The 26,614-nt window shown below is 48.8% G+C and carries 24 protein-coding genes; 11 read left to right on the forward strand and 13 right to left on the reverse strand.

Annotated features, from left to right (window positions below; all coding sequences use genetic code 11):
• Positions 1–3 precede the first annotated feature (3 nt).
• Positions 4–1,257 (reverse strand): MFS transporter, encoded by a 1,254-nt coding sequence (locus AACS05_RS10885; protein ID WP_045449601.1) that lies wholly within the window; start codon positions 1,255–1,257, stop codon positions 4–6.
• Between the two features lie 106 nt (positions 1,258–1,363).
• Between AACS05_RS10885 and AACS05_RS10890 the strand changes: the two genes are divergently transcribed.
• The 3 genes from AACS05_RS10890 to bioD all read left to right on the forward strand — a co-directional run bounded on the left by AACS05_RS10890 (position 1,364) and on the right by bioD (position 4,432).
• Positions 1,364–2,263 (forward strand): LysR family transcriptional regulator, encoded by a 900-nt coding sequence (locus AACS05_RS10890; protein ID WP_045442655.1) that lies wholly within the window; start codon positions 1,364–1,366, stop codon positions 2,261–2,263.
• Positions 2,264–2,391: 128 nt separating this feature from the next.
• Positions 2,392–3,612 (forward strand): sugar metabolism global transcriptional regulator Mlc, encoded by a 1,221-nt coding sequence (gene mlc, locus AACS05_RS10895; RefSeq protein WP_045442657.1) that lies wholly within the window; start codon positions 2,392–2,394, stop codon positions 3,610–3,612.
• 124 nt (positions 3,613–3,736) lie between these two features.
• Positions 3,737–4,432, forward strand: a complete 696-nt coding sequence (gene bioD / locus AACS05_RS10900) for a dethiobiotin synthase (protein ID WP_045442660.1) — start codon at positions 3,737–3,739, stop codon at positions 4,430–4,432.
• Here the strand turns inward: bioD and clcB are convergent.
• The 6 genes from clcB to AACS05_RS10930 all read right to left on the reverse strand — a co-directional run bounded on the left by clcB (position 4,388) and on the right by AACS05_RS10930 (position 10,831).
• Positions 4,388–5,677 (reverse strand): voltage-gated ClC-type chloride channel ClcB, encoded by a 1,290-nt coding sequence (clcB, locus tag AACS05_RS10905; protein ID WP_045442662.1) that lies wholly within the window; start codon positions 5,675–5,677, stop codon positions 4,388–4,390. The two genes, bioD and clcB, sit on opposite strands and share 45 nt — an antisense overlap.
• A gap of 119 nt (positions 5,678–5,796) precedes the next feature.
• A complete protein-coding gene (dmsD, locus tag AACS05_RS10910; protein WP_045442664.1) occupies positions 5,797–6,411 on the reverse strand; it encodes a Tat proofreading chaperone DmsD in 615 nt (204 codons plus the stop codon).
• Between the two features lie 42 nt (positions 6,412–6,453).
• Positions 6,454–7,308 carry a dimethyl sulfoxide reductase anchor subunit family protein gene (locus tag AACS05_RS10915; protein WP_045442667.1) on the reverse strand — a complete coding sequence of 285 codons (855 nt, stop codon included), beginning with the start codon at positions 7,306–7,308 and terminating at the stop codon, positions 6,454–6,456.
• Position 7,309: 1 nt separating this feature from the next.
• On the reverse strand, positions 7,310–7,927 hold the full coding sequence (locus AACS05_RS10920; RefSeq protein ID WP_045442670.1) for a DMSO/selenate family reductase complex B subunit: 618 nt from the start codon (positions 7,925–7,927) through the stop codon (positions 7,310–7,312).
• Positions 7,928–7,937: 10 nt separating this feature from the next.
• Positions 7,938–10,376, reverse strand: coding sequence for a selenate/tellurate reductase subunit YnfE (ynfE, locus tag AACS05_RS10925; RefSeq protein ID WP_045442672.1), 2,439 nt, complete (start codon positions 10,374–10,376; stop codon positions 7,938–7,940).
• Between the two features lie 149 nt (positions 10,377–10,525).
• Complete coding sequence (locus tag AACS05_RS10930) at positions 10,526–10,831, reverse strand: DUF1161 domain-containing protein (protein WP_045442674.1); 306 nt, start codon at positions 10,829–10,831, stop codon at positions 10,526–10,528.
• A 106-nt stretch (positions 10,832–10,937) separates the two neighbouring features.
• Between AACS05_RS10930 and AACS05_RS10935 the strand changes: the two genes are divergently transcribed.
• The gene (locus tag AACS05_RS10935; RefSeq protein ID WP_081918235.1) at positions 10,938–11,648 is read left to right on the forward strand and encodes a YnfC family lipoprotein; all 711 of its coding nucleotides are present in this window, start codon (positions 10,938–10,940) and stop codon (positions 11,646–11,648) included.
• Between the two features lie 6 nt (positions 11,649–11,654).
• Here AACS05_RS10935 and speG read toward each other — a convergent pair whose 3' ends face one another.
• Positions 11,655–12,215, reverse strand: a complete 561-nt coding sequence (speG, locus tag AACS05_RS10940; RefSeq protein WP_045442679.1) for a spermidine N1-acetyltransferase — start codon at positions 12,213–12,215, stop codon at positions 11,655–11,657.
• Positions 12,216–12,251: 36 nt separating this feature from the next.
• Positions 12,252–12,593 carry a DUF1283 family protein gene (locus AACS05_RS10945; RefSeq protein WP_045442681.1) on the reverse strand — a complete coding sequence of 114 codons (342 nt, stop codon included), beginning with the start codon at positions 12,591–12,593 and terminating at the stop codon, positions 12,252–12,254.
• Positions 12,594–12,734: 141 nt separating this feature from the next.
• On the opposite strand from AACS05_RS10945, the gene AACS05_RS10950 reads away from it, so the two are divergent.
• The 5 genes from AACS05_RS10950 (at position 12,735) to AACS05_RS10970 (ending at position 18,411) form a co-directional block, all read left to right on the forward strand.
• On the forward strand, positions 12,735–13,061 hold the full coding sequence (locus AACS05_RS10950; protein ID WP_045442683.1) for a YnfA family protein: 327 nt from the start codon (positions 12,735–12,737) through the stop codon (positions 13,059–13,061).
• A gap of 107 nt (positions 13,062–13,168) precedes the next feature.
• Complete coding sequence (gene rspA / locus AACS05_RS10955) at positions 13,169–14,383, forward strand: starvation-sensing protein RspA (RefSeq protein ID WP_045442686.1); 1,215 nt, start codon at positions 13,169–13,171, stop codon at positions 14,381–14,383.
• Positions 14,384–14,397: 14 nt separating this feature from the next.
• The gene (locus tag AACS05_RS10960; protein ID WP_045442687.1) at positions 14,398–15,417 is read left to right on the forward strand and encodes a Zn-dependent oxidoreductase; all 1,020 of its coding nucleotides are present in this window, start codon (positions 14,398–14,400) and stop codon (positions 15,415–15,417) included.
• Between the two features lie 57 nt (positions 15,418–15,474).
• Positions 15,475–16,842, forward strand: coding sequence for an MHS family MFS transporter (locus AACS05_RS10965; protein ID WP_071828925.1), 1,368 nt, complete (start codon positions 15,475–15,477; stop codon positions 16,840–16,842).
• Positions 16,843–16,944: 102 nt separating this feature from the next.
• Positions 16,945–18,411 carry a mannitol dehydrogenase family protein gene (locus AACS05_RS10970; RefSeq protein ID WP_045442688.1) on the forward strand — a complete coding sequence of 489 codons (1,467 nt, stop codon included), beginning with the start codon at positions 16,945–16,947 and terminating at the stop codon, positions 18,409–18,411.
• A 76-nt stretch (positions 18,412–18,487) separates the two neighbouring features.
• Here AACS05_RS10970 and ydfZ read toward each other — a convergent pair whose 3' ends face one another.
• The 3 genes from ydfZ to ydfG form a co-directional block, all read right to left on the reverse strand.
• Positions 18,488–18,691, reverse strand: a complete 204-nt coding sequence (gene ydfZ, locus AACS05_RS10975) for a putative selenium delivery protein YdfZ (RefSeq protein WP_045442690.1) — start codon at positions 18,689–18,691, stop codon at positions 18,488–18,490.
• 190 nt (positions 18,692–18,881) lie between these two features.
• Positions 18,882–19,568, reverse strand: coding sequence for a DNA-binding transcriptional regulator rspR (gene rspR / locus AACS05_RS10980; protein ID WP_045442691.1), 687 nt, complete (start codon positions 19,566–19,568; stop codon positions 18,882–18,884).
• A gap of 86 nt (positions 19,569–19,654) precedes the next feature.
• On the reverse strand, positions 19,655–20,401 hold the full coding sequence (gene ydfG, locus AACS05_RS10985) for a bifunctional NADP-dependent 3-hydroxy acid dehydrogenase/3-hydroxypropionate dehydrogenase YdfG (protein ID WP_045442692.1): 747 nt from the start codon (positions 20,399–20,401) through the stop codon (positions 19,655–19,657).
• A gap of 140 nt (positions 20,402–20,541) precedes the next feature.
• Here ydfG and dcp point away from each other — a divergent pair, with 140 nt between their 5' ends.
• The gene (dcp, locus tag AACS05_RS10990; protein ID WP_144243101.1) at positions 20,542–22,584 is read left to right on the forward strand and encodes a peptidyl-dipeptidase Dcp; all 2,043 of its coding nucleotides are present in this window, start codon (positions 20,542–20,544) and stop codon (positions 22,582–22,584) included.
• Between the two features lie 285 nt (positions 22,585–22,869).
• On the opposite strand, the gene AACS05_RS10995 is transcribed toward dcp, so the two are convergent.
• Complete coding sequence (locus AACS05_RS10995; protein WP_045442694.1) at positions 22,870–23,403, reverse strand: LuxR C-terminal-related transcriptional regulator; 534 nt, start codon at positions 23,401–23,403, stop codon at positions 22,870–22,872.
• A gap of 1,132 nt (positions 23,404–24,535) precedes the next feature.
• Between AACS05_RS10995 and AACS05_RS11000 the strand changes: the two genes are divergently transcribed.
• Positions 24,536–26,614, forward strand: a 2,079-nt coding sequence (locus AACS05_RS11000; protein ID WP_045442696.1) for an autotransporter outer membrane beta-barrel domain-containing protein, incomplete at its 3' end; no start/stop codon positions are given.

The raw sequence follows: 26,614 nt of genomic DNA on the forward strand, positions 1-26,614 counted from the left end.
ATTTTATGCATGTAATCGGTGGTGCAAGCAGGAGCCAACGAGCAGGGCGAGGATCAGCATCAGCGCAATAAATCCGCCCACGCCGTTCCAGCCGTAGTTATGCCAGAACACCCCCCCCAGCGTACCTGCAATGCTCGACCCCAGGTAATAAGAGAACAGATACAGTGAAGAGGCCTGGCCTTTAGCACGTTTAGCCCGTGGGCCGATCCAACTGCTGGCCACGGAATGTGCCGCAAAGAAACCCGCAGAAAAGAGCAACATTCCGGCAAATATTAACCATAGCGACGTGAATAACGTCATCAGCAGACCAAACAGCATCACCCCTGTTGAGAACAACATCACCGGACCACGACCATAACGCGTGGTCATTGAACCCGCTTTTGGCGAACTCCAGGTTCCGGTCAGGTAAGCGACGGACAGCAACCCAACAATCGCCTGGCTGAGTTCCCAGGGAGACAGCATCAGGCGATAGCCGATGTAGTTAAACAGCGTGACGAATGAGCCCATCAACAAGAAACCTTCCGCGAAAAGCAGCGGTAAACCTCTGTCACGCCAGTGCAAACGGAAGTTGATAAACAGCGTCTTAGGTCGCAACGATGTGGGCCTGAAGTGACGGGATTCCGGTAATATTTTCCAGAACATCAGCGCGGAAGCCAGGGCAAAACAACCGATAGCTGCCAGCGCGATTCGCCAGTTAAAAAAGTCGGTAAATACGCCACTGATCAAACGACCGCTCATGCCACCAATCGAGTTACCACTGATATATAAGCCCATCGAGAAGGCCACAAAGCTGGGATGAATCTCCTCACTGAGATACGTCATTCCTACTGCTGCGACGCCACTTAGTGACAGACCAATCAGCGCGCGCATGATTAAAATTCCGTGCCAGCTGGTCATCATTGTCGAAAGCAGGGTACAGCAGGATGCTAACAGCAGCGCGGTCACCATCACCGGCTTGCGGCCAATTGCATCGGAAAGAGGACCGGTAAACAGTAAACCAATAGCGAGCATCGCGGTTGAGATAGAAAGTGAAATACTACTACTGGCTGGAGATACCCCAAATTCATGCGACAGCACTGGCAGTATGGGCTGCACGCAATAGAGGAGAGCAAATGTCGCCAGTCCGGCAGAAAAGAGCGCCAGTGTGACGCGCATAAAAGAGGAGGTACCGCGTTTTATATAACCATCCGGCGGGGTGATAATTTGTTTATCAATATCGCTTGCCGGTGCGGTATCGACAATAGTTGTACGACTCACTTGAAATCCTTGCTCAATCATTACGTCTACAGTACCAGCCTTAAGGGTATGAAAATCCCAATATTCTGTCTAATATATTAATAATCTCAAATAATATTTTAAAAATATGAATATTGAACTGCGTCACCTGCGCTACTTTGTGGCGGTTGCAGAAGAACTTCATTTTGGCCGTGCGGCGGCAAGGCTGAATATTTCACAACCTCCGTTGAGTCAACAGATCCAAATCCTCGAACAGCAAGTTGGGGCACGTCTTCTGGCGCGTACAAATCGTAGCGTGGCCCTGACAGCCGCAGGCAAGCAGTTTCTGGCAGACAGCCGACAGATCCTGGGGTTAGTGAATGAGGCGGCGGCAAGAGCGGAGCGTTTGCATCTGGGAGAAGCAGGGGAACTGCGAATTGGCTTTACTTCGTCAGCACCATTTATTAAAGCAGTTTCAGATACGCTGTCTCTCTTTCGCCAGTGCTACCCCGCGGTGCATATGCAAACCCGTGAAATGAATACGCGTGAGCAAATTGCTCCGCTCAATGAGGGGACGCTGGATCTGGGACTCCTGCGTAATACGCAACTCCCTGACACGCTAAGCTGGGAGGTCATCCTGCATGAACCACTGATGGCAATGATCCCTCGTGTATATCCTTTGGCGCAAAAGCCGGTTGTCACACTGGCTGAACTGGCGAATGAACCGTTTGTCTTTTTTGACCCGCATGTGGGGACCGGCCTGTATGATGATATTCTTGGCCTGATGCGTCGCTATGGCCTCACGCCGACCATCGCTCAGGAGGTTGGGGAAGCCATGACCATTATCGGACTGGTGGCCGCAGGATTAGGGGTTTCCATTCTGCCAGCCTCATTTAAACGCGTGCAGTTGTATGAGATGTGTTGGATCCCCATTGCGGAAGAAGATGCCGTGTCTGAAATGTGGCTGGTGTGGCCCAAACACCGTGAGCAGAGTTACGCTGCGCAACGCTTTCGCCAGCAGCTTTTAGCGGCCGTTCAGTGCGGTTAATTTAGTTTAAAAATGGTTGAAAATGTGCAGTAAATCACACGGCTAAGTAAAAAGTTGACGGAAGCCATTGAAGTGCTTCACCATAGCCTACAGATTATTTCGGAGCGCGAAAATAAAGGGAGTAAGTGGTGGTTGCTGATAGTCAGCCTGGGCATATCGATCAAATTAAACAGACCAATGCGGGCGCAGTTTATCGCCTGATTGATCAGTTAGGACCGGTGTCGCGTATTGATCTCTCTCGCCTGGCACAATTGGCGCCTGCCAGTATTACAAAAATTGTTCGGGAAATGCTTGAAGCACATCTGGTGCAAGAACTGGAAATAAAAGAAGCAGGGAGTCGCGGGCGTCCGGCCGTTGGTCTGGTGGTCGAAACGGAAGCGTGGCACTACTTATCGATTCGTATCAGTCGTGGCGAGATTTTTCTTGCGTTACGCGACCTCAGCAGCAAGCTGGTGGTTGAAGATTGCCTTGAAATGCCGCTTGTCTCCGAGATTCCTCTGCTGACTCGTGTTATTACACAGGTCGATCAGTTTTTTATCCGCCATCAGCAAAAGCTTGAGCGATTAACCTCTATCGCTATCACCTTACCAGGTATCATCGATACAGAAAATGGCATCGTTCATCGCATGCCGTTTTACGAAGATGTTAAAGAGATGCCGCTGGGCGAAGCCCTCGAGCAGCACACCGGTGTGCCCGTGTACATTCAGCACGATATCAGCGCCTGGACCATGGCTGAGGCACTTTTTGGCGCTTCGCGCGGTGCCCGCGATGTTATTCAGGTGGTGATTGACCACAATGTGGGTGCAGGGGTGATCACCGACGGTCATTTGCTGCATGCCGGGAGTAGCAGTTTGGTTGAAATTGGCCATACGCAGGTCGACCCTTACGGGAAACGGTGTTATTGCGGAAACCATGGTTGTCTGGAAACGATTGCCAGTGTTGACAGTGTTCTTGAGCTGGCGCAGGTACGACTTAAGCAGTCGATGAGTTCCTCACTGCACGGACAACCGCTGACGGTGGACTCACTGTGTCTGGCGGCCATGCAGGGCGATTTATTAGCGAAAGATATCATTAGCGGCGTCGGCACCCATGTTGGTCGAATTCTGGCCATTATGGTGAACTTGTTCAATCCGCAAAAGATTCTTATTGGATCTCCGCTCAGTAAAGCAGCAGATATATTGTTCCCGACTATTGCTGACTGCATTCGTCAGCAGGCGCTTCCGGCATACAGTCGACACATTGTGGTAGAGAGTACGCAATTTACTAATCAAGGGACAATGGCGGGGGCCGCGCTCGTGAAGGACGCGATGTATAACGGTTCTTTGTTGATTCGTCTATTACAGGGTTAACATTTTTTAACTGTCGTACGAAAAATTGCGCTATCTCAAGCTGGTCCTGGCTCTCATACCTTAGACTTTCTCCACTGTTTTATTTTCCTGGCTTATATTTCGAAGCATAACGGTGGAGTTAGTGATGCTGAAGCGTTTCTTTATTACAGGTACAGACACTTCTGTTGGGAAGACAGTGGTTTCCCGCGCATTACTACAAGCGTTAGCGTCAGGTGGTAAAAGTGTTGCGGGTTATAAACCCGTGGCCAAAGGAAGCAAAGAAACACCTGAAGGTATGCGCAATAAAGATGCGCTGGTGCTGCAAAGTGTTTCTTCAATTGAATTGCCTTACGAGGCAATCAACCCTATTGCTCTGAGCGAAGACGAAAGTAGCGTGGCACATAGCGGGCCTGTCAATTACACCTTGTTGTCAAACGGGCTTGCGAGTCTGAGCGAGAAGGTTGATCACGTTGTCGTCGAAGGTACCGGTGGCTGGCGCAGTCTGATGAACGATCTGCGTCCTTTATCGGAGTGGGTGGTGCAGGAACAACTGCCCGTGTTGATGGTGGTGGGTATTCAGGAAGGCTGTATTAATCATGCCATTCTGACGGCGCAGGCTATCGCCAGCGATGGACTGCCGCTAATTGGCTGGGTAGCGAACCGAATCAATCCGGGACTGGCGCATTATGCGGAAATCATTGATGTGCTCAGCAAAAAGTTACCGGCACCGCTGATTGGCGAATTGCCTTACCTGCCTCGCGCTGAGCAGCGCGAGTTGGCTCAGTACATCCGCCTGTCAATGCTGGGTAATGTGTTGTCGGTAGACAGAGTCCTGGTGTAACGTTCGGGACAGCACTGAAGCAACGACACAAGCAATCAACAAGCCGGGGAGCAGACGATACTCCCCGGTCATCTCGCAAACCATCAATGTTGACATGATCGGCGCATGCGTTGTTGCAGCTAAGAGTGTGGCCATCCCCGCTAATCCAAGCAGAACTGCAATCTCATCCGTACCGGGAAGCCAGAGTCCCCACACGCGACCAAACAGCATACCAATTGACAGTCCGACAAACAGAGTTGGCGTAAACACGCCCCCAGGCGCGCCTGACCCACTGCTGGCGAGCACAGCGAGTAATTTGCAGATAAAAATCCCACTGACAATCGACAACAGCGGTGGGGAGAGTAAAAACGACTGCACTACGCTGTAACCATTTCCCCAGACAGTCGGTGTCAGTAACGAGAGCAGGCCAACAATAAGTCCTCCCAATGCCAGTTGCCACGGAGGTGAAAGCTTCAGACGTAAAAATACGTTGTGGCTGATGGTCATAAGCCATATGAAGAGTGGCCCGCAAACCCCAGCAACCAGACCGGTGCAGACAATAATCACATACTCAAGCGCATGCAGCTCCCGCGATAAGTGCACGGTATATAGCAGGGCGTTGCTGTCGCTGAGCACATCCGTGGTCAACAGTGCAACGACGGCAGATACGACCACCGGTCCCAACGATGCCAGAATCAATGTGCCAAACAGAACTTCGGCAATAAACAAACTGCCCGCCAGTGGCGCATGATAGGCTGCGGCCATACCAGCGGCAGCACCGCAGGCAATCCACAGTTTCCATTCTGTACGCGGTGTAAAGCGTTGGGCAAAATATGAGGCTGCCAACGCTGCCAGCAAGATCATTGCACCTTCCCGACCAATGGCACTCCCGCTGGCGACAACCAGTAATGACGCCAGCGATTTCACCAGGCTTGCGCCAACGTCGAGCTGCCCGTCAGTTTGCAAAGCTTCCATATAATCTGTGGGCGCTTGCGGACGCAACTGGTTGAATTTTTGCCAGCCCCAGAGCAGTAACCCTGCAGCAAGTCCACCTAACGCAGGTGTGAGCATCCGACGCAGTGGTGACAGGTTCGTGGCCGCATTAACTAAACTGCCCGTATCGTTGCTCAGGAAAAGCCATTCAAGGAGTAGCATGGCGTGGCGAAACCCTGCGACGGCTAACGCGGCCAGAATGCCAGTCAGTGCGGCAAACAGCAGGCGGCGAAACATGGTGCGCAGGTCAGGATAAGCATGTAAATGATGCATGGTTTGCCAGACAGGAAAATTCAGACGATCTATTTTGCGGGGAATTGTTGCCGGAAGCAAAAGCACCGCGTGCGAAACGCCGGACAAAACGGCAGGGCAAAACCCTGCCACGGAAGAAATTAACGAAATAGCGGCTTAATGGCTACGGGGATCAATAACTGCGACTGCCATTCTGCCAGCGTCAGGCGAGCCAGTTCTCCCAGAGCCTGATAAAACGGATGATCCGCTTTTTCGGTAAAGACCTCAAGGAAACGTGCGGACCACGGTAACAGATGCCAGGCCAGCAATTGTTCGCACTCGGTGTGACGTTCGTTTTCGGCAAGCCAGGCAGTCAGTAACAACAGGGAGCCAAAGTGATCTTCCGGTTCATTCTGCTGCATTTCAAACTGGATGCCGTTGTCACGCATCCACTGACGTAATGCCAGCGTTGAGTCGCCAAATAGAACGTTCTCACGATCCAGCCAGACTGAGCCCCAGGGCGGAGAGGGAAGCGTATAAGGACCGATAAACAAACGCTGCCAGGCCTCTGGGAGCGTTTCATCGACTTCGGTCTGAAACTGTACAACCAGCGGGGAGAGGATATTCTCTGACAGCGGCCACTGGGCCTGCCAGCCATCGGCGGTTAATGATGAGACTAACGGAGCCGCTTCATCGCTGTCTGGCGCAAAGTAAAACAGCGCTCCCAGCACGCGCGCCGCGGTAGAAAAGTTGTCACGTTGTGAAAAATGGGTCATGCAAACAATCCTGAAAAGTGCGGGTCTCCCCGCACTCGAAAGTTAACCTGCAACAGCCATACCGACTGTCATATGCAAACCATAAAACAAGCCACGTCCGATGAGTTCACCGGCAAGCACTAAAATTAAACCCAACGCCAGCTCTGCAATGTGCGGGTCTTTGCGACGGATCAGAGGGCAAATCCAGCAACCCAGACCCGCGGTCAGCAGCATGATGCGCCAAACCTGCAGAATTCCATAGTCAGGAACCAGTGAATTTGCCTGTTGTACTGAACTGTGGATAGCGCCAAGTGACATGCCCTGTAGAACAATGACGGCCACGCAAATTAGCAAACCCAGCACACTAATAGTAGCGAATGTGGCGGCGTTAAATGAGACGCCAACGACACGCAACAGGAGCGCGGCGAATAGTGGGCCAGTCAGCAGCACGGTCATGAAAAATGCCGTGGTGGTATATCCATTATACCAGGTTGGCACCGTATCTATCTGATAAACGTTCGTCATTGCCCAGACAAACACTACGCCGAGGATCATGCTCACCAGTAGCCAGATTTTACCTAATGTGGTCGGCATTTTATCGAGAAAAGCCACCAGCCACCAGAATCCACCAACCGCAAAAAAAAGCGATCCACTGGCGATTTCATTACTCAGCGCTGATGCGCCAACTCTGTTTAGTGAGTTAAGCGCACGAAGTGGTGAACCCAGGTGCATTACCGAGGCAAGAAACCCGACTCCCATTACTACCCACAGAAAGAACATGCTGCGAACGATATGTTTTCTTGCGGCATCGTCTTTGGCAGTAAACCAACACAGTCCGCTAACAATAAGCGCGCCAGCCACGCATTGACCGAGAACTGTAAACAGTACCAGCGGCCATTCATGCCATCCATTTCCCATTTTACACCTCCCTCGGGTTTGCCAGATAACCGGAGGTATCCCCGGTTGGACGGCTATTGGTGTTAGGTTTGATCACGATATTCGGTTTAGTGAAGTGTGCACCGGGCAGTGGCGCAACGGCAGCCAGCTCTCCGTGCTTTTTACGCAGTTCATCAATCGGGCCGAAATCCAGCGCACGTAGCGGGCAGGATTCAACGCAGATTGGTTTTTTCCCTTCGGCAACACGATCGTGGCAGCCGTCGCATTTGGTCATATGCCCTTTGGCGGCATTGTACTGCGGCGCGCCGTAAGGGCAGGCCATATGACAATAGCGACAGCCAATACACACGTCCTCATCCACGACAACAAAGCCATCTTCGCGCTTGTGCATTGCGCCGCTCGGGCAGACCTTTGTACAGGCCGGATCTTCGCAGTGGTTACACGCGATGGAGAGGTAATAAGCAAAGACATTCTGATGCCAGACACCGTTATCTTCCTGCCAGTCGCCACCTGCGTATTCGTAAATACGGCGGAAACTAACATCCGGAGTTAAATCTTTATAGTCTTTACAGGCCAGTTCGCAGGTCTTACAACCCGTGCAACGGGCGGAATCAATAAAAAATCCGTATTGCGCATTCATAAGCTAATCCTTAAACCTTCTCAATCTCGACCAGGTTTGTATGCTGTGGGTTGCCTTTGGCTAACGGTGACGGACGTTGGGTCGTTAGTGTGTTCACACATGCGCCATGGTCAATTTTGTCGCCAGACATATCGGCGTCGTGCCAGGCACCCTGGCCCATTGCGCTGACTCCTGGGAGAATGCGTGGCGTCACTTTTGCGGGAATTCGTACCTCGCCACGGTCGTTAAATACCCGCACCATATCGCCATTGGCAATCCCACGTTTCTGCGCATCCACAGGGTTTATCCAGACTTCCTGGCGACATGATGCCTGCAGGACGTCAATATTGCCGTAGCTTGAGTGCGTACGAGATTTGTAATGAAAACCAAACAGTTGGAGCGGGAATGTGTTGCGTTTGGGATCGTCCCAGCCTTCAAATGTTGACGCATAGACAGGAAGTGGGCTAATGACTTCATCTTTTTGCAGTTCCCAGGTACTGGCAATTTTTGCCAGCCGGCTGGAATAGATTTCAATCTTGCCCGAAGGTGTTTTAAGCGGATTTCCCTCAGGATCTTCACGGAATTTTTTGTAAGCGACAAAGTGTCCGTTAGGATCTTTTCGTTTATAGATCCCCATTTTCTTCAGTTCATCATACGAAGGGAGTGCAGGGTCTTTTGCCAGCATTTTTGCGTACAAATACTGTAACCACTGCTCCTGAGTGCGTCCTTCAGTAAACTTTTGATATACGTCGTCGCCAAGACGTTTCGCGACTTCGCTCATAATCCAGTAGATCGGCTTACGTTCAAACTTTGGAGATGTTGCCGGTTGAATGAAAATGAGATATCCCATGTTGCCAGCGTAATCGTTAGGAATGATGTCTTCCTGTTCGACGGTCATCAAATCAGGTAGCAGGATATCGGCATATTTGGCCGAGGACGTCATAAAATTCTCAATGACCACGATCATTTCGCATTTCGTGTCATCCTGGAGGATCTCGTGCGTTTTATTGATATCTGAATGCTGGTTAGTGATGGTGTTACCTGCGTAGTTCCAGATAAATTTAATCGGTACGTCGAGTTTATCTTTACCACGCACACCATCCCGGAGGGCGGTCATTTCCGGGCCACGGGTGATAGCGTCTGTCCAGGTAAAGACGGAAATCTGCGTTTTGACCGGGTTTTCCGGTATCGGCATGCGTTCAATCGTAATGGTGTAGGTTGACTCACGTGCACCACTGTTGCCGCCGTTAATGCCGACATTGCCGGTAAGAATAGGTAGCATCGCAATAGCGCGTGAGGCAAGTTCCCCGTTAGCCTGGCGCTGTGGCCCCCAGCCCTGACAAATGTAAGCCGGTTTTGTACTGCCGATTTCTCTCGCCAGTTTAATAATACGGTCGGCTGGGATCCCGGTGATATGAGATGCCCACTGTGGTGTTTTAGCGATACCGTCATGGCCGTTGCCCAGGATATAGGCCTTGTAATGTCCGTTGGCTGGCGCGTCTGCCGGAAGCGTTTTCTCGTCATAGCCGACGCAGTATTTGTCGAGAAATTCCTGATCGACAAGCGCCTCATTAATGAGCACCCATGCGATTCCCGCTACCAGTGCAGCGTCTGTGCCTGGGCGGATAGGGATCCACTCGTCTTCACGACCGGCTGCGGTGTCGGTATAACGCGGATCGATGACAATCATTCGGGCATTTGAACGTTCCCGGGCTTGTTCCAGGAAGTACGTGATACCGCCTCCGCTCATGCGCGTTTCAGCGGGGTTATTGCCGAACATCACCACCAGTTTTGTGTTTTCGATATCAGAGGTGCTGTTACCTAAGTTTGAGCCGTAGGTGTAGGGCATTGCGGCAGCGATTTGCGCGGTACTGTAAGTACCATAATGACTAAGGAAACCGCCATAGCAGTTCATCATACGAGCAACCAGCGAGGCGTAAGGGGAGGAGCGTGTAATATTGCCGCCCACAATGCCTGAGGTGTAGTTGATATACACCGCCTCGTTACCGTACTTCTGCACTGTATTTTTCAAGCTGGTGCTGATGGTATCTAGTGCTTCCTGCCAGCTAATACGCTCAAATTTACCCTCGCCACGTTTGCCAACGCGTTTCATGGGGTAATTAAGCCGGTCCGGATGGTTAATTCTCCGACGAATCGAACGGCCTCTCAGGCAGGCTCGAACCTGGTGATGACCATAGATATCATCCCCTGTGTTATCAGATTCAACCCACACCACCTCGTCATCTTTAACGTGGAGTTGCAGAGCACACCGGCTGCCGCAGTTGACGGAACAAGCCCCCCAAACCACTTTTTCTTTAGCTGGTTGTATCGCCTGTTGCACCGCAGCGGCTGCGGTACGCATTCCAAAGGGGAGCGAGATACCCCCAGCTGCAAGCGCTAGCGATCCTATCGCTGAGGATTTAACTAACTCTCTACGACTAATACCTCCATATTGCTTTACTTCAGACATCATTCACCCCATTTTAGTTATCGCTATATATTTGATTTTACAACGAAATAAATAGCATGCTAATGATAGGGTTATTTTACCTACTTATGGGTACGCCGTATTAATGCATATCAAACCAGGGATAACCCTCCGCGAACGGAGGGGGGGATTTATTGCGGTTCGGCTGCGTGCCCATCCTGGGCAGCGCTATTATTAGTGGAGGTATTTCCGCTGTTGGTACGGATATAGAGGATCTTATGTGTATCGTTCGCACAGTGCCCAACAACCTGGGAATCCGGTTGATCGGCCTGGTCGTTGGGCACGATATTCAGCGTAAAGCTCGATTCCGCAACACCATTATTAATGATGCGTTGCTCGATATCACTTTTAACTCTCTCGCATGAGGCTGGCGCAGCCAGAACCTGCGGAGAAGCGATTATCAGCAAGCTCGCGGCAATTCCTGTGGTGAATTTCATCATCAACTCCTTTCATGACAGACATTAACTAAGATTAGCATTTCTGGTGTAAATAACTGTATTTGCTAATATGATTGAGAATTATCTCTTTATCCCGGTGAAAAATGTGAAGAAACAGACGCTGTTAGGTTTCCTGTGTGTGGTGCTGGTAGGCTGTGACAACGCCAAAGGACTGGTTTCCTTTACGCCGGAGATGGCCAGTTTCTCCAATGAATTCGATTTCGATCCGCTGCGTGGTCCGGTGAAGGATTTCAGTCAGACGCTGCTTAATGATAAAGGTGAAGTTACGAAACGTGTTAACGGTGCGCTCTCACAGGAAGGGTGTTTTGACACGCTGGAACTGCACGATGTGGAAAACAATACCGGAATGGCGTTAGTGCTGGACGCCAACTACTACCGTGATGCTGAAACGATGGAAAAAAGGATCCGGCTACAGGGTAAATGTCAGTTGGCGGAATTGCCGTCTGCGGGAGTGGTGTGGGATACAGACGATAATGGCTTTGTTGTCTCCGCAACCGGGAAAGAAATGAAAGTACAGTACCGGTATGATGCTGAAGGGTATCCGCTGGGAAAAACAACTATCAGCAAGGATAACACGTTGCAGGTGAAGGCCAGTCCATCTGCCGATCCGTTGAAAAAACTGGATTATACCGCTGTGAGTTTGCTGAACGATCACCCTGTAGGTAACGTCAAACAGACGTGTGAATATGATGATTATGCGAATCCGGTCAACTGCCAGCTTGTGATTGTAGACGAGAGCGTGAAGCCGGCAGTTGAACATCGTTACTCAATTAAAAACACCATTGACTACTACTAACCGCTCTTACTGCGCAGTAGGTTGTAACAGGTTGGAGCCTGGTGCTTTGTGTTCCGCCAGATACTGATGCTGGAAGATACACATACGGATGGTGTTACGGTATTGGCCATTGATAAAGAATTCATGGATCAATTCACCTTCTACCATAAATCCAAGTTTGCGGTAGATATGAATGGCTTTTTCGTTTTCCTTATCAACGATCAGATACAGCTTGTATAAATTAAGTACGGTGAAGCCATAATCCATCGCCAGTTTTGCTGCTCGCGTGGCCAGGCCTTTGCCCTGGAAATCCGGGGAAATAATGATCTGAAATTCAGCCCGACGGTGTACATGGTTTATTTCAACCAGTTCCACCAGTCCTGCTTTTTCACCGTCACACTCGACGACAAAGCGTCGTTCGCTTTGGTCGTGGATGTGCTTATCATAGAGATCTGACAGCTCAACGAAAGCTTCGTATGGTTCTTCGAACCAGTAACGCATGACGCTGGCGTTATTATCAAGCTGATGAACAAATCGCAAATCTTCACGCTCCAGCGGGCGCAGCTTAACACTGAGGGCGCTTGTCATATCGTATCCTTACAATTCCTTTGGTGAGTACAACTATTATGGTGCAACGGTACGGCCAGTGCGGCGGTCTAAGCAGCGCAGAGTATTAGGTTCCCAGTACGCATTGATATTAGCGCTCTGTTCGCACTTATCACGGCTGTCAAATGCCGCGTCGGCTTTGTCCCACTCTTTCTCTACACGCGTGTTGACCTTATGACGCAAATTGCGCGTATCGTTCCATTGCTCCTTTTCCATTGCAGCTTGTTGACGGCTTTGTGCACTGTCCCCGGACTCAATGATCAGTTTGCTGGTTTCAGCAAATGAGGAAGAGGTGTAGACAACTGCCGCCAGCGTCAGCATTGCCGTCAGACACAGGCGTTTGCTCAGTGTATTATTCATGGCGAATTCCTTTTATGAGAACGAGAAAAACGATAAAACAGGGCTAAATTCTACACTATTCCGGCTGTAGGGCATACCCGGTCGGCGGATATCAGTATTCTGTCGTATCATGCTTAAACCTAATGTAACTGAATAACTTCAATGCTTAAGACCACACTACTTTTTTTCATAACAGCGTTGTGCGAAATAATAGGCTGTTTTTTGCCCTGGCTATGGCTAAAGCGCGGTGCGACAGCATGGTTGCTGATCCCGGCTGGCGTGTCGTTGACCGCATTTGTCTGGCTGCTGACGTTGCATCCGGCAGCGAGCGGGCGGGTATATGCCGCTTATGGTGGCGTTTATGTCGTTACTGCGCTTCTGTGGCTTCGCATTGTTGATGGCGTAAAACTCAGTCTGTATGACTGGTCTGGTGCGCTGATCGCACTATGCGGAATGTTGATCATCGTAGCGGGATGGGGGCGCGCATAGCGCCTTTTTTGTGACCGGTTAGCGTTTTTTTGATCATCATACTTGTATGGTAGTAGCTCAGTTGAGTAAATTTCCTGCATCACAAGAAGAGATGTAAGGAATAAAGAATGAAGATTGTAGGGGCTGAAGTTTTTGTCACCTGTCCGGGACGTAATTTTGTCACACTGAAAATCACGACGGAGGACGGGATCACCGGGCTGGGGGATGCCACGCTGAACGGACGAGAGTTATCCGTTGCATCCTACCTTAAAGATCACGTGTGTCCGCAGCTCATTGGGCGTGACGCGCACCGCATTGAAGACATCTGGCAATTCTTTTACAAAGGCGCTTACTGGCGTCGTGGTCCGGTAACCATGTCAGCAATTTCTGCTGTCGATATGGCGCTGTGGGACATCAAAGCGAAGGCCGCGAACATGCCGCTGTATCAGTTGCTCGGGGGCGCATCCCGCGAAGGCGTGATGGTTTACTGCCACACAACAGGCCATACCGTTGATGACGTGCTGGAAGATTACGCCCGTCATAAAGAGATGGGCTTCAAAGCGATTCGCGTGCAGTGTGGCGTACCGGGTATGAAAACGACCTACGGGATGTCTAAAGGTAAAGGTCTGGCCTACGAACCTGCTACCAAAGGCCAGTGGCCGGAAGAGCAACTGTGGTCGACGGAAAAATACCTCGATTTCACGCCTAAGCTGTTTGAAGCCGTACGCAACAAATTTGGTTTTAACGAACATCTTCTGCACGACATGCACCATCGTCTGACGCCGATTGAGGCCGCTCGTTTTGGCAAAAGCATTGAACAATACCGCCTGTTCTGGATGGAAGATCCGACACCTGCTGAAAACCAGGAGTGCTTCCGTCTGATACGCCAGCATACGGTCACACCCATTGCGGTAGGGGAAGTCTTTAACAGCATCTGGGATTGCAAACAGCTGATTGAAGAACAGCTGATCGACTACATTCGTACCACCATTACCCATGCCGGTGGCATCACTGGTATGCGTCGCATTGCTGATTTTGCCTCTTTATACCAGGTCCGTACCGGCTCTCACGGTCCTTCAGATCTGTCTCCGGTATGTATGGCCGCCGCACTGCATTTTGATTTGTGGGTTCCGAACTTCGGTGTTCAGGAATATATGGGGTACTCCGAGCAGATGCTGGAAGTCTTCCCGCATAACTGGACATTCGATAACGGCTACATGCACCCAGGCGAAAAGCCGGGTCTGGGTATTGAGTTCGACGAAAAACTCGCGGCGAAATATCCGTACGATCCGGCTTATCTGCCCGTCGCACGCCTGGAAGATGGCACATTGTGGAACTGGTAAGGAGTCATACAATAATGAAAAGCATTTTAATTGAAAAACCGAATCAACTGGCAATTATCGAACGTGAAATTCCTAACCCGGCAGCGGGTGAAGTGCGGGTAAAAGTGAAACTTGCCGGGATTTGTGGATCGGATAGCCATATATATCGTGGACATAATCCTTTTGCGAAATATCCGCGTGTTATTGGTCACGAGTTTTTTGGCGTGATTGATGCAGTTGGAGAAGGAGTGGACAGCGCCAGGGTCGGTGAGCGTGTTGCGGTAGACCCGGTAGTGAGCTGTGGACATTGCTATCCGTGCTCTATTGGTAAGCCGAATGTTTGCACAACGTTAGCAGTACTCGGCGTCCATGCTGATGGCGGTTTCAGTGAATATGCCGTTGTTCCGGCGAAAAATGCCTGGAAGATCCCCGATGGAGTTGCAGATAAATTTGCAGTAATGATCGAACCTTTTACTATTGCTGCGAACGTCACCGGACATGGTAAACCAACCGAAGACGACATCGTACTGGTGTATGGCGCAGGCCCGATTGGCCTGACCATCGTTCAGGTATTAAAAGGGGTCTATAACGTCAAAAACGTGATTGTTGCTGATCGCATTGATGAACGACTGGAAAAAGCTAAAGAGAGCGGAGCGAACTGGGCGATTAATAACAGTCAAACACCACTTGGCGAGATTTTTGCCGAAAAAGGCATCAAACCTACATTAATTATCGATGCGGCTTGTCATCCTTCAATTTTGAAAGAAGCGGTTACGCTGGCTTCTCCGGCGGCACGGATTGTGTTAATGGGCTTTTCCAGCGAGCCGTCTGAAGTCATTCAGCAAGGAATCACCGGTAAGGAGCTCTCTATATTCTCTTCCCGGTTAAATGCGAATAAATTCCCAGTGGTTATTGACTGGTTAAGTACAGGGTTAATTAATCCTGATAAATTAATTACCCATACGTTTGATTACCAGCATGTTGCTGATGCTATTAGTTTATTTGAACAGGATCAGAAACACTGCTGCAAAGTTTTACTCACTTTTTCTGAATAATATAAATAACGGCGAGTAAGTAGTACGCATCTTACCTCTTTTTCAGAGATAACAATTATGACAATAGAAAAACATGAAAGAAGCACAAAGGATTTAGTGAAAGCCGCGATATCCGGCTGGCTAGGGACTGCTCTTGAGTTTATGGATTTTCAGTTGTATTCGCTTGGTGCAGCATTGGTGTTTCATGAAATATTTTTTCCTGAATCATCAACTGCGATGGCATTGATTCTGGCAATGGGAACCTACGGTGCTGGCTATGTCGCACGTATTGTCGGCGCATTTTTCTTCGGGAAAATGGGTGACAGAATAGGGCGTAAAAAAGTACTCTTTATTACAATCACCATGATGGGGATCTGTACCACCTTAATTGGTGTGTTGCCAACCTATGCACAGATTGGTGTTTTTGCTCCAATCTTACTGGTCACTCTGCGTATTATTCAGGGGCTGGGTGCTGGCGCGGAAATTTCTGGTGCGGGTACGATGCTGGCGGAATATGCGCCGAAAGGTAAACGCGGCATTATCTCCTCGTTCGTGGCGATGGGAACGAACTGTGGGACCTTAAGTGCAACAGCAATCTGGGCCTTTATGTTCTTTATTCTCGACAAAGAACAACTGCTGGCGTGGGGATGGCGTATTCCGTTCCTGGCGAGTGTGGTGGTAATGGTCTTCGCTATCTGGTTGCGTCTGAACCTGAAAGAAAGCCCGGTCTTTGAGAAGGTGAATGACAGCAAGCAATCCGCACCAGTAGCGGTTTCTTCCGGCAGCATGTTCCAGAGTAAATCTTTCTGGCTGGCAACGGGTCTGCGTTTTGGACAGGCAGGAAACTCAGGTCTGATTCAAACCTTCCTTGCCGGTTATTTAGTCCAAACTCTGCTGTTCAATAAAGCAATTCCAACCGATGCATTGATGATCAGTTCCATTATCGGTTTTATGACGATTCCTTTCCTCGGTTGGTTATCCGATAAAATTGGTCGTCGTGTTCCCTATATCATTATGAATACTTCTGCCATTGTGCTGGCATGGCCAATGTTGTCTATCATCGTGGATAAAACCTATGCCCCGAGCACTATTATGATTGCCCTGATTGTAATTCATAACTGTGCGGTACTGGGATTATTTGCTCTGGAAAACATTACCATGGCAGAGATGTTCGGTTGCAAAGATCGTTTTACCAGGATGGCAATTTCCAAAGAAATTGGCGGTCTTATCGCTTCTGGTTTTGGTCCTATCCTGGCCGGTATTTTCTGTACCATGACTCAATCCTGGTATCCGATTGCGGTGATGATTATGTCTTACTCTGTTATCGGTTTAATCTCTGCGCTTAAAATGCCAGAAGTGAAAGACCGAGATTTAAGTGCGCTGGAAGATGCTGCGGAAGAGCAACCGCGCACTGTAAGTGCAGTACAACCTTCAAGAAGCGTGTAAATTCTGAAACCCTTCTCTAACTGGAGAAGGGTTTTTTACTGTTAAATAATCTTTCATAAAACAAAACAGTCAGCTTGCCATATTTAAATTAAAGGAATTGTCATGGGAAATAATTTGTTATCAGCAAAGGCCACGCTCCCTGTCTATGATCGTAATAAGTTGGTACCTCGGATAGTGCATTTAGGCTTTGGCGCATTTCACCGCGCTCATCAGGGTGTTTACGCTGATATCCTGGCCGCTGAGCACAGCAGCGACTGGGGTTATTATGAGGTGAACCTGATTGGTGGCGAACAGCAAATCGCCGATCTTAAGCAACAAGATAATCTCTATACCGTCGCGGAAATGTCTGCCAATACCTGGACTGCTCGTGTAGTTGGCGTTGTGAAAAAAGCACTTCATGTGGAATTGGATGGTTTAGAAACAGTACTGGCAGCCATGTGTGAACCGCAAATCGCTATCGTCTCCCTGACCATCACCGAAAAAGGCTATTTCCACGCTCCAGCGACCGGACAGTTAATGCTGGATCACCCAATGATTGTCGCCGATCTGAACAATCCTCATCAGCCCAAAACAGCAGTGGGGGTTATCATTGAGGCACTGGCACGCCGTAAAGCCGCAGGCTTACCAGCGTTTACTGTGATGTCTTGCGATAACATGCCAGAAAACGGTCAAGTTATTCGTGACGTTGTCACTTGTTATGCTCATGCAATTGATGTCGAGCTGGAGAAATGGATTGTTGAAAACGTCACTTTCCCTTCGACCATGGTTGACCGTATTGTACCGGCGGTGACGGCCGACACGCTTGATAAAATTGAACAACTTACTGGTGTGCGCGATCCGGCTGGCGTAGCCTGTGAGCCGTTCCGTCAATGGGTCATAGAAGATAGCTTTGTCGCCGGACGCCCGGAATGGGAAAAAGCGGGTGCTGAACTGGTCAGCAATGTGCTTCCTTATGAAGAGATGAAACTGCGTATGTTGAACGGCAGCCATTCATTCCTCGCATATCTGGGGTATCTGGCTGGTTATCAGTATATCAATGACTGTATGGAAGATGAAAATTACCTCCGGGCAGCGCGTGAGCTAATGTTGCAGGAACAGGCACCGACACTGAAAGTGCAGGGCGTGGATTTACAAGGATATGCCGATCGCCTGATCGCCCGTTACAGTAACCCGGCATTGCGTCACCGCACCTGGCAAATTGCGATGGACGGTAGCCAAAAACTGCCTCAGCGTATGCTCGATTCCGTGCGCTGGCATCTTGTGCACGACAGTCGTTTCGATCTGCTGGCACTGGGCGTAGCGGGCTGGATGCGCTATGTCGGCGGTGTTGATGAACAGGGACAAGCGATTGACGTTAACGATCCGCTATTACCGATTATCCAGAATGTGGTGCAGAACAGTAATGAAGGTGAAGATCGTGTGCAGGCTTTACTGGCTATCGATGCGATTTTTGGCCGCGAACTGCCTCAGGTTGAACGGTTCAAAACCAAAGTCACAGAAGCGTATCTTGCTTTGCTGGCTGATGGAGCGAAGGCAACGGTTGCGAAGTATGCCGCGAAATTGAAGTAACACAGTAAAACTTATATGTCGCCATCCGGCTTTTACTACATCCAGATGGCGCGTTATTTTCTGGCATTCACACCAATTAGTTCATTCCCAGACGAATCAGTTCGAGGGGGGCATATTTGCCTTCACAACCTTCAATTTCCACTGTTTTACCGCGACGAATTTGTTCAGCGGTCAGACCATCGGTGTCAATTGTTTTGATTCGACCAGTGATTCCGGTGTCGCTAATCATGACACGGCTGCCAGTAGTAATTGCGTTACGGTTACGATCGTATGTTTTCATGGTGTTTTCTCCTTTCCAACTTACCGTTAAAGCCCGTGGGCTTTTACTCCCACGTAACGGGCGCAATATAAATACGCTTATCGTTAAGGATTTTTTTTGTTTTCGATCAAAATCACAGCTTTTTTTATGTGGATATGCAGACAGGGATAAAGTACGGGGAAGCTCACCTCTGTACGAGGTGAGACAAGGGTTATTCTTCGCTGAACCAGTCGCTATTTTCCTGGCGGATTTGTTGCACGGATTCGCTGATCTCTTGCAAATGCAACGTCATGGCGCGTTCTACTGCGTCGCCATCGTGTTTTTGTAGCGCAGAAAAAATATTCATATGCTGGCGCAACAACATTTCCGGTGGTGAAACATGGTCAAAACTCATATAGCGCACCCGGTCAACGGTTGCTTTCAGGTTTTCAATGGTGTCCCACGCTAACTGACAGTCGGCAATCTCGGTAAGAAGTTGATGGAAGTTATCATCAAGCTCAAAAAAGTCATCAAGTTGCTTGCGCTCAATGGCAATGCGTTGCTGATGAAGATTTTGCTCCAGTTGGTAGCACTGGCTTTCAGTGATCATCGATGCAGCCCGACGCGCCACAGCACACTCAATGGCCTGGCGGATAAAACTGCCGTTGCGTACTTGGGTCATTGAGATTTTATTAACGTAACTGCCGCGCTGCGGACGGATCTGAATCAGACCGTTCTCCGCCAGTTTAATGAATGCTTCGCGAACGGGTTGGCGTGACACATTAAAGCGTACGGAAACCTCTTTCTCTGAAAGCGGTGTGCCAGGTGCAATCAGGCAATGCACGATATCGCGACGAAGAATACGGTAAATCTGCTGATTTACTGGCTGTGTAGGGTTGAGCTGCGTTTCTACGGTCATTCATTCTTACTTTTTAGAGAGTTAACCTGTCTACTTTATCACTTATTTGATGCTATCTATACCCGGCACGAGGCCGGGTATAAAAATTAACGCCGATGGACGCTAAGACCTGCAAAAGACTGTGTGACTGGCATCATTTCAAGGGTGTTAATGTTGACATGGGCAGGTAACGAAGCAACCCACCAAACTGCCTCGGTAACATCTTCCGGTGTCAGTGCTGTGGTGTTTTCGTAGGTTTTTCCGGCTTTATCATCATCACCTTTGAAACGCACATTAGAGAACTCCGTCCCTCCAACCAGGCCCGGCTCAATATCGGTAACGCGCACCGCTGTTCCATGTAAGTCCGTACGTAAATTCAGACTGAACTGGCGAACAAATGCCTTTGTCGCGCCATACACGTTACCACCAGCATACGGCCAGCTACCGGCGGTAGAGCCGATATTGATAATATGACCGCGATTGCGTTCGACCATGCCGGGCAGGACGGCACGGGTCATATAAATCAGACCTTTGTTGTTGGTATCTATCATCGTTTCCCAGTCATCGACGTTGGCCTTATGGGCAGGTTCGAGACCCAACGCCAGGCCCGCATTGTTGACCAGAATGTCAATGTTGCGCCATTGTGCAGGGAGGGACGCCAGCATCTCTTCAATAGCCGCGCGATTACGGACATCAAGTTGTGCGGTATAGATGTTGTCGCCCAACTCATCTTTCAGCTCCTGCAGGCGCTCCTGACGGCGTCCGGTGGCAATAACTTTATGCCCATTCTCAATAAAACGACGCGTAATGCACTCACCAAAACCTGCGGTTGCTCCGGTTACTAAAACGATCATCTCACTGTTCCTCAACGCTTTTTATGTGCTATTACCATAGCACGTCATTTCTGTTCAGGGCTATTGCTGCTTAACGAGATTGCGGTCGATTCCCGCGAGGCATACTCTAATAAACAAATCGTTTTCAGGAGTGAAAGATGTTGTTAACGAACCCTTTTTTGCAATGCAGCACCTTGCCTTATCAGGCCCCACAATTTGATCAAATTAAAGAGTGTCATTATCGTCCCGCTTTTGATGAAGGTGTGCGGCAAAAACGAGCTGAAATCGCTGCAATTGCGCAAAACCCACAGGTTCCTGATTTTGCGAATACGCTGCTGGCGCTTGAACAAAGCGGGGCATTGTTAACGCGTGTTACCAGTGTTTTCTTTGCGATGACCGCGGCGCACACGAACGATGAACTACAGCGGCTTGATGAGGAATTTTCCGCCGAGCTTGCAGCGCTGGCGAATGATATTTATCTCGATAGCGCGCTTTTTGCACGTGTAGATGCCGTCTGGCAACAGCGTGGATCACTGAAGCTGGACAGCGAATCATTACGTTTGTTGGAAGTGGTTCACCAGCGTTTTGTTCTGGCAGGCGCGCAGCTTAATGAGGCCGATAAAACTCGCCTGAAAGCACTCAATACAGAATCGGCCACCTTAACCAGCCAGTTTAATCAGCGATTGCTCGCGGCAAATAAATCAGGCGGTCTGGTGGTAGATGATGTCCGACTGCTGGATGGCTTAAGCGCGGATGAGCTGGATATTGCCGCTCAGGCAGCAAAGGAGAGGGGGCTAACTGCCCACTGGGTTATTCCATTACTGAATACCACCCAACAACCTGCGCTTGCTGTGTTACGCGATCGTCAGACTCGCGAAAATCTGTTTACCAACGGCTGGACTCGAGCTGAAAAAAACGATGCAAATGATACCCGCGCAATTATTCGTCGGCTGGTGGAAATCCGCGCCCAGCAAGCCAAATTACTTGGCTTCGCGAATTATGCTGCGTGGAAAATTGCGGATCAGATGGCAAAAACTCCGGAGGCGGCGCTTTCTTTTATGCGGGCTATCGTTCCGGCAGCGCGTCAGAGAGCGTTAGCTGAACAAAACGAAATTCAGAAAGCGATTAATCAAGAACAGGCTGGATTTAGTGCCCAGGCCTGGGACTGGGCCTTTTATGCCGAACAGGTACGCCGTGAAAAATATGCGCTTGATGAGGCTCAACTCAAGCCCTATTTTGCTTTAGAGACAGTGCTCAGTGACGGTGTGTTCTGGACGGCAAATCAGCTCTTTGGCATTAAATTTATTGAGCGTTTTGACATTCCTGTTTATCACCCTGATGTGCGAGTGTGGGAAATTTTCGATCACGACGGTGTGGGGTTGGCACTGTTCTATGGTGATTTCTTTGCACGGGAAACGAAAAGCGGTGGTGCCTGGATGGGGAATTTTGTTGAGCAATCGGTGCTTAACGAAACCAGACCCGTGATTTACAACGTGTGCAACTATCAGAAACCCGCGAACGGTCAGCCGGCGTTGCTGTTGTGGGATGATGTCATCACACTGTTTCATGAGTTTGGGCATACCCTGCATGGATTGTTCGCTACACAACGATATGCAACGCTGTCAGGAACCAATACTCCACGCGATTTCGTTGAGTTTCCATCGCAGATTAATGAGCACTGGGCGAGTCATCCGCAGGTTTTTGCCCGTTTTGCTCGCCATGTTGAAACGGGGGAAACTATGCCCCAGACGTTGCAGGACAAGATGCGACGAGCCAGCCTGTTTAACAAGGGTTACGATATGACTGAGCTGCTGAGTGCAGCGTTGTTGGATATGCACTGGCACAGTCTGGACGGGAACGTATCATTTTCATCAGTAGACGAGTTTGAGCAACAGGCGCTGGAAGAGGAGGCGTTAAACCTCGAGGCTGTTCCGCCACGCTATCGCAGCAGTTATTTTGCCCATATCTTCGGCGGTGGTTATGCCGCAGGCTATTACGCCTATCTGTGGACGCAAATGCTGGCTGACGATGGTTATCAGTGGTTTGTTGAGCAAGGGGGATTAAACCGCGAGAATGGGCAAAAATTCCGTGAGGCGATTTTATCGCGTGGTAACAGTTCTGATCTCGCTGAACTTTATCGTCAGTGGTGTGGTCGTGATCCGCGTATGGAGCCTATGCTGGCCCATCGTGGGTTAAGCGCGTAAGGCTTGTTCAAATAGAGTGAAGAACCGGGTGTAAAACCCGGTTTTGTCCTGGATTTCGTTCCCAAAAGCTTCACCTGATTCACAGAGCGGTCGTTATTCGTACTAGCGAGCCGCATCATCCAGTTTATTACTCAGTCCCTCGCAGGGACTGAATATAAAACAGCCAAAATCGACCATCAGGAAAACATGGCCATCAGAGTTTGCCGCACAAATCAGGCGATAAAGGAACGGGAAGGCATAAACAGGGCGGATTTGAGGTTCGTTGCCTGGTGCTGATAAGCCTGGTTATTCAATCGTATGGATGATTTTCATATATTTGATTAATAAATTTAAGGTGTTAATAAGATCCTGTTGGGTTTTTAGCCCAAGCTTTGTCATTGCACTCCTTTTATGGGAGCTAATGGTTTTAATGCTATTGCCAGTAAGTAGACTGCAGGTGTCGGGAGTGATGCCGCAGGCAAGAGCATGAATGGTGGCGACTTCCTTTTCTGATAACCTATATCGATGTTGAACGCTGTTAATAACATCATTACTGCCACAAGTTAAGGCATTAATCTTTTTCCTGATGTCTTTCACTGACATTGTCATATCTATGGTTTCTCCCTGTTTAACCTCAGTTGAAAACAACTCCTTCCATCCAATGTTATATTTTTTGGGTGTAATATAAACAATAAACCCGTCAAAATCAGCAGCCGATAGCTCTGACAGATATGTGATATCTATAAAGACAAGCCTCTTGGTTTTGCTCTCATCGAATGCATTCTTAACTAACGAAGATAGTCCTATATGAAGATATAAATTTTCAGTAATGATGCGCATAACAGCACTCACAGTCGTAAATTACCTAAGTCCCCCCAAATTACTGTATCACTTTGTGAGTTCCTTAAGAGCTAAGTAGTTCACCACATATCTCTTGCAAATGGTTTGCTACCAAACAATAACTAATGAAACAATAAGTGTTGAGCAGGGCGTAACAATGACACGCTTCTCGTTAATTTCGCTGCATATAAAAAACAAAAAAAACACATAATGCAAATTAATATCATAAAAACAACGATTGAATAGTTTTAATTTCAAAAGCAGTGTTGCATAACCTTATGATTTTTAATTGGTTATATTGTGTTGATTGCAATTTGAACAAATTAATGTGTCACAAATCATACTGTGATATCTATTTGATTTTAATGTAAAAAACAAATATCAAAACTAAAGTAATACTAAATGTTTCATTTGAAGGTTGGCTGTGCTGAATATCCGAAAGTTATTAATAGTTTGATTCTATTGATTCAAAAGTATTGATTACTGATAGCCCGTTAAAACGCTGTCTGAATTGGCGTGCAAGAGGTAGGATATTATTAATTTGTAAAACGCCACGCGCTAATGGTGATTTTAGGAGTCAAGCTTCATTTGCATGGAAAGATCCTAAATTGTCATTATCATCCCGATTAAACTTTGAATAATTATGGAGCGGCGTTATTATTCGATAAATCAAGAAATGGCTTGCCATAATCTGCACTTGTGCCTGTGTTTAGCTAACTTTTCGTGAATTAGAATGTAAGGATATTCATTTGTATGTTGTGAAAGTGTTATCTGTAGTTTAATGACTTTCATTTAAGAATGTTCTGTGTGAAATACATCAGAGTCCTGAGTTACTACCCCTTGGTTATTATTGCAGGGGGAGATTAAAAATCTATTCATTCTGAACATGTGCCGCTGTCTATGCAGGAATGAGCATGCTTAACTGATTCACTTCTAATTCTGACCTATGAAGGTATCCCTTCCTGTAAATGTAAAAAATGAAAGTATTACCTATAAGGTGGCTGCGCTACCTTTTTCATTATGCAACTAAGCACATATGCAGGCGATATCATCTACGGAGCTTGACCTTATATAGGTTTGGGAAAAATCTCATACCAAAATCTTAACTACCTGAAGGGTATGGCTGAAATTTATGAATACTATTTATAATATCGTCTGGAACCATTCACTTATGGCGTGGACTGTTGTTTCAGAATTAGGAAAAGGGAAGGTAAAAAGCTCTTTCTCTAAAGGAACCAGTTATAACGGAATTAAAAGTACATTAATTATTGCCCCGGCGTTACTGATTATTGCTGGCGGGGTAAGCGCCCATGACGTAAGCGGTATTGTCTATACCGACGGTTCGTCTTTCTCAAATTCACTTTCAGGCGATGAGCACGCTATCGTTTCCGGTAAAGTGCGCATCGTGGGTGCGAACCAGCCTTACGCGGGGAGTAACGGGAATATCACCGGTACGGTGACGACGGATAAAAACGCATCGTCAACTCACGACGATTTCGGTACGGATGAAATCAATATTACGAACGGCGCCACCCTGATCGCGCAAACCACAGGCAAATTTGATTTTGATAACAAACTGGTTGGTGATGGTGCTCTTATCGCCGACAACAACAATGGAAATTTCAACTTTACCGCAGCGGCGGGCGATCAATTTGCCGGGGATGTGACTCTCAAAAACGACCACTTCGCCCTGGAAAGTACCAATACCACCGCGCTCACCAATGCGACGCTGCATATCGGAATTGGGAATATCACCACCGTTGGTACCGGAACACAAAATATTGGCGGGCTAGTTTTTGAAGGCGGTACTCTGGTATTTGGCGATGTTTCGCCGGGTACTACCACCAGCGATCGTGTTATTGAGACCAATAATGAACTCGATTTGACCGGTAGTGGGACGGTCAAAATCACCAACGATGGATTCTTTGATAACCAGCCGCAAACGCCAAACTCCGTTGCACCGCTGCTTCAGCAGGATAATACAGGGACAATGGTTGAGCTGATCGGCGCTAACGGGAAGGTCACCGGGAATGGCGGCAATCTCACCCTTATCGACCAGGACGGTAAAGTCATCTCAAATAAGGTGACCACAACTGTTGTAAGAAACGGATATATCGCGGCTGAAGCTATCTACGATTACCGTCTGACCAGTGGCGATAATAGCGATGGCTTGTATGTTAACTATGGCTTAGTCGAGCTTGAACTGGTGAATAGGGGCGACAATTCGCTGACGCTGAATGCGGAAGGCAACACCGGCAACGCCGCCGATCTCAGTGCTAAAATCACCGGTACCGGGGATTTGCGTATCGACACCGACACCGACGTGAGCTTATCTAACAATGCTAACAGCTACACAGGTAATACTGATGTGGTCGCCGGTACCCTGAAAATGGGCAACGATAATGTACTGGGGGATACTCACTTGCTGACCGTTCACAGCGGCAGCAAGTTCGACATGAACGGCCATGCTCAGTCCTTGCGAAACATAGTGACAGAAGCCGGCAGTGTACTGGACTTTAACCAGGGCACCCTGACCATGACAGACGGTTGGGGGGGCAGAACCATTGCTGGTGATTTGACGGGTGATGGGCAACTGATACTGACTAAAGGTGCCCGCGTGATTATTAGCGGTAGTGGCGCGGGAATGACCGCCAACACCACCAATGACTCCGGGAATATTACGTTGTTATCTGCTGATGGTCTGGGCAGCGGCGACGTTGATAACCGTGGTTGGATCACACTCGGCCAGGATGGCGTTAATGCAGCTGTCACCGACTATCATACCGGCTCTATGAACAACAGCGGCACGGTGACGATAGGTTACCGTGACGCCGCATATAAGCCGGTGGCAGGCACCACGCTGACTGTGAATGGCAACTACACGGGAAATGGCGGGCACCTGCTGCTTAATACCGTGCTGGGCAATGACAGTTCAATAACTGATAAGTTAGTGGTTACTGGCAATACCTCGGGTAATACCGATGTTAGCGTCACCAATGCCGGGGGTAATGGTGACTACACGCTAAATGGCATCGAGATTATCAGCGTAGGCGGTAAATCTGACGGTATCTTTACTCAGAAGGGCCGTATTGTGGCCGGGGCTTATGACTATTCACTGGTCCGCGGTACCGGCGACAATAGCAGCAACTGGTATTTAACCAACACAATGCCACCGGTTGACCCTATTGATCCTCCCGTTGACCCCGTGGAT

The organism is Citrobacter sp. S-77 (assembly GCF_963864895.1).
GTDB classification, from domain to species: Bacteria; Pseudomonadota; Gammaproteobacteria; order Enterobacterales; family Enterobacteriaceae; genus Citrobacter; species Citrobacter murliniae.

What these genes read in the sequence shown, in the direction of transcription:
- clcB (WP_045442662.1), bottom strand. Translation starts at nt 5,677, where the DNA reads ATGCATCATTTACATGCTTATCCTGACCTGCGCACCATGTTTCGCCGC.
- ydfZ (WP_045442690.1), bottom strand. Translation starts at nt 18,691, where the DNA reads ATGAAAACATACGATCGTAACCGTAACGCAATTACTACTGGCAGCCGT.
- rspR (WP_045442691.1), bottom strand. Translation starts at nt 19,568, where the DNA reads ATGACCGTAGAAACGCAGCTCAACCCTACACAGCCAGTAAATCAGCAG.
- AACS05_RS10995 (WP_045442694.1), bottom strand. Translation starts at nt 23,403, where the DNA reads ATGCGCATCATTACTGAAAATTTATATCTTCATATAGGACTATCTTCG.
- speG (WP_045442679.1), bottom strand. Translation starts at nt 12,215, where the DNA reads ATGACAAGCGCCCTCAGTGTTAAGCTGCGCCCGCTGGAGCGTGAAGAT.
- ynfE (WP_045442672.1), bottom strand. Translation starts at nt 10,376, where the DNA reads ATGTCTGAAGTAAAGCAATATGGAGGTATTAGTCGTAGAGAGTTAGTT.
- dmsD (WP_045442664.1), bottom strand. Translation starts at nt 6,411, where the DNA reads ATGACCCATTTTTCACAACGTGACAACTTTTCTACCGCGGCGCGCGTG.
- AACS05_RS10965 (WP_071828925.1), top strand. Translation starts at nt 15,475, where the DNA reads ATGACAATAGAAAAACATGAAAGAAGCACAAAGGATTTAGTGAAAGCC.
- AACS05_RS10950 (WP_045442683.1), top strand. Translation starts at nt 12,735, where the DNA reads ATGCTTAAGACCACACTACTTTTTTTCATAACAGCGTTGTGCGAAATA.
- rspA (WP_045442686.1), top strand. Translation starts at nt 13,169, where the DNA reads ATGAAGATTGTAGGGGCTGAAGTTTTTGTCACCTGTCCGGGACGTAAT.
- AACS05_RS10920 (WP_045442670.1), bottom strand. Translation starts at nt 7,927, where the DNA reads ATGAATGCGCAATACGGATTTTTTATTGATTCCGCCCGTTGCACGGGT.
- AACS05_RS10960 (WP_045442687.1), top strand. Translation starts at nt 14,398, where the DNA reads ATGAAAAGCATTTTAATTGAAAAACCGAATCAACTGGCAATTATCGAA.
- AACS05_RS10970 (WP_045442688.1), top strand. Translation starts at nt 16,945, where the DNA reads ATGGGAAATAATTTGTTATCAGCAAAGGCCACGCTCCCTGTCTATGAT.
- AACS05_RS10945 (WP_045442681.1), bottom strand. Translation starts at nt 12,593, where the DNA reads ATGAATAATACACTGAGCAAACGCCTGTGTCTGACGGCAATGCTGACG.
- AACS05_RS10930 (WP_045442674.1), bottom strand. Translation starts at nt 10,831, where the DNA reads ATGAAATTCACCACAGGAATTGCCGCGAGCTTGCTGATAATCGCTTCT.
- AACS05_RS10890 (WP_045442655.1), top strand. Translation starts at nt 1,364, where the DNA reads ATGAATATTGAACTGCGTCACCTGCGCTACTTTGTGGCGGTTGCAGAA.
- ydfG (WP_045442692.1), bottom strand. Translation starts at nt 20,401, where the DNA reads ATGATCGTTTTAGTAACCGGAGCAACCGCAGGTTTTGGTGAGTGCATT.
- AACS05_RS10915 (WP_045442667.1), bottom strand. Translation starts at nt 7,308, where the DNA reads ATGGGAAATGGATGGCATGAATGGCCGCTGGTACTGTTTACAGTTCTC.
- bioD (WP_045442660.1), top strand. Translation starts at nt 3,737, where the DNA reads ATGCTGAAGCGTTTCTTTATTACAGGTACAGACACTTCTGTTGGGAAG.